This is a genomic window from Bradyrhizobium sp. NBAIM08 (assembly GCF_020193935.1).
In the GTDB taxonomy this organism is placed as follows: Bacteria; Pseudomonadota; Alphaproteobacteria; order Rhizobiales; family Xanthobacteraceae; genus Bradyrhizobium; species Bradyrhizobium yuanmingense.
Genome location: NZ_JADYVR010000393.1, coordinates 1 through 444 on the forward strand (window position 1 = coordinate 1; position 444 = coordinate 444).

Consider the following 444-nt stretch of genomic DNA (forward strand, 5'->3'; position numbering starts at 1 on the left):
CATCAACTCTATAATGCCAGTGATCGTTTAACTTCAACACTTTTTCAATCACATCTCTTACACAGGCATTGCCACCGTTTACCGGAGAAATATATGTAGCAGCTTCCCGTACTTCATTTACCGCATCAGCAGGACAACAAGGCAAACCAACAATCGACATAGCTGGGATATCCGGCAAATCATCTCCCATGTACAATACCTCCTCAGCTTTTAATTTATTCGTAGCAAGGTATTCTTGAATGAATGCTTTTTTGTCCAAAACAGACATGGTAACATTTGCAATCCCTAACTTATGCAACCTGTCAACTACCGGTAATGAGTTCCCCCCGGAAACGATTATTACATTGTAGCCGTTTTTAACAGCCATCTGCAATGCAAAACCATCTTTAATATTCATTCGTCTTGCTTGCAAACCATTTTCCAATACCAATACAGTACCATCGG

Annotated in this window: 1 protein-coding gene; it reads right to left on the bottom strand. The window is 40.3% G+C overall.

All coding sequences use genetic code 11. The features are described from left to right. On the bottom strand, positions 1-444 hold a 444-nt coding region (locus I6F37_RS40075; protein ID WP_225154388.1), incomplete at both ends, for an HAD family hydrolase.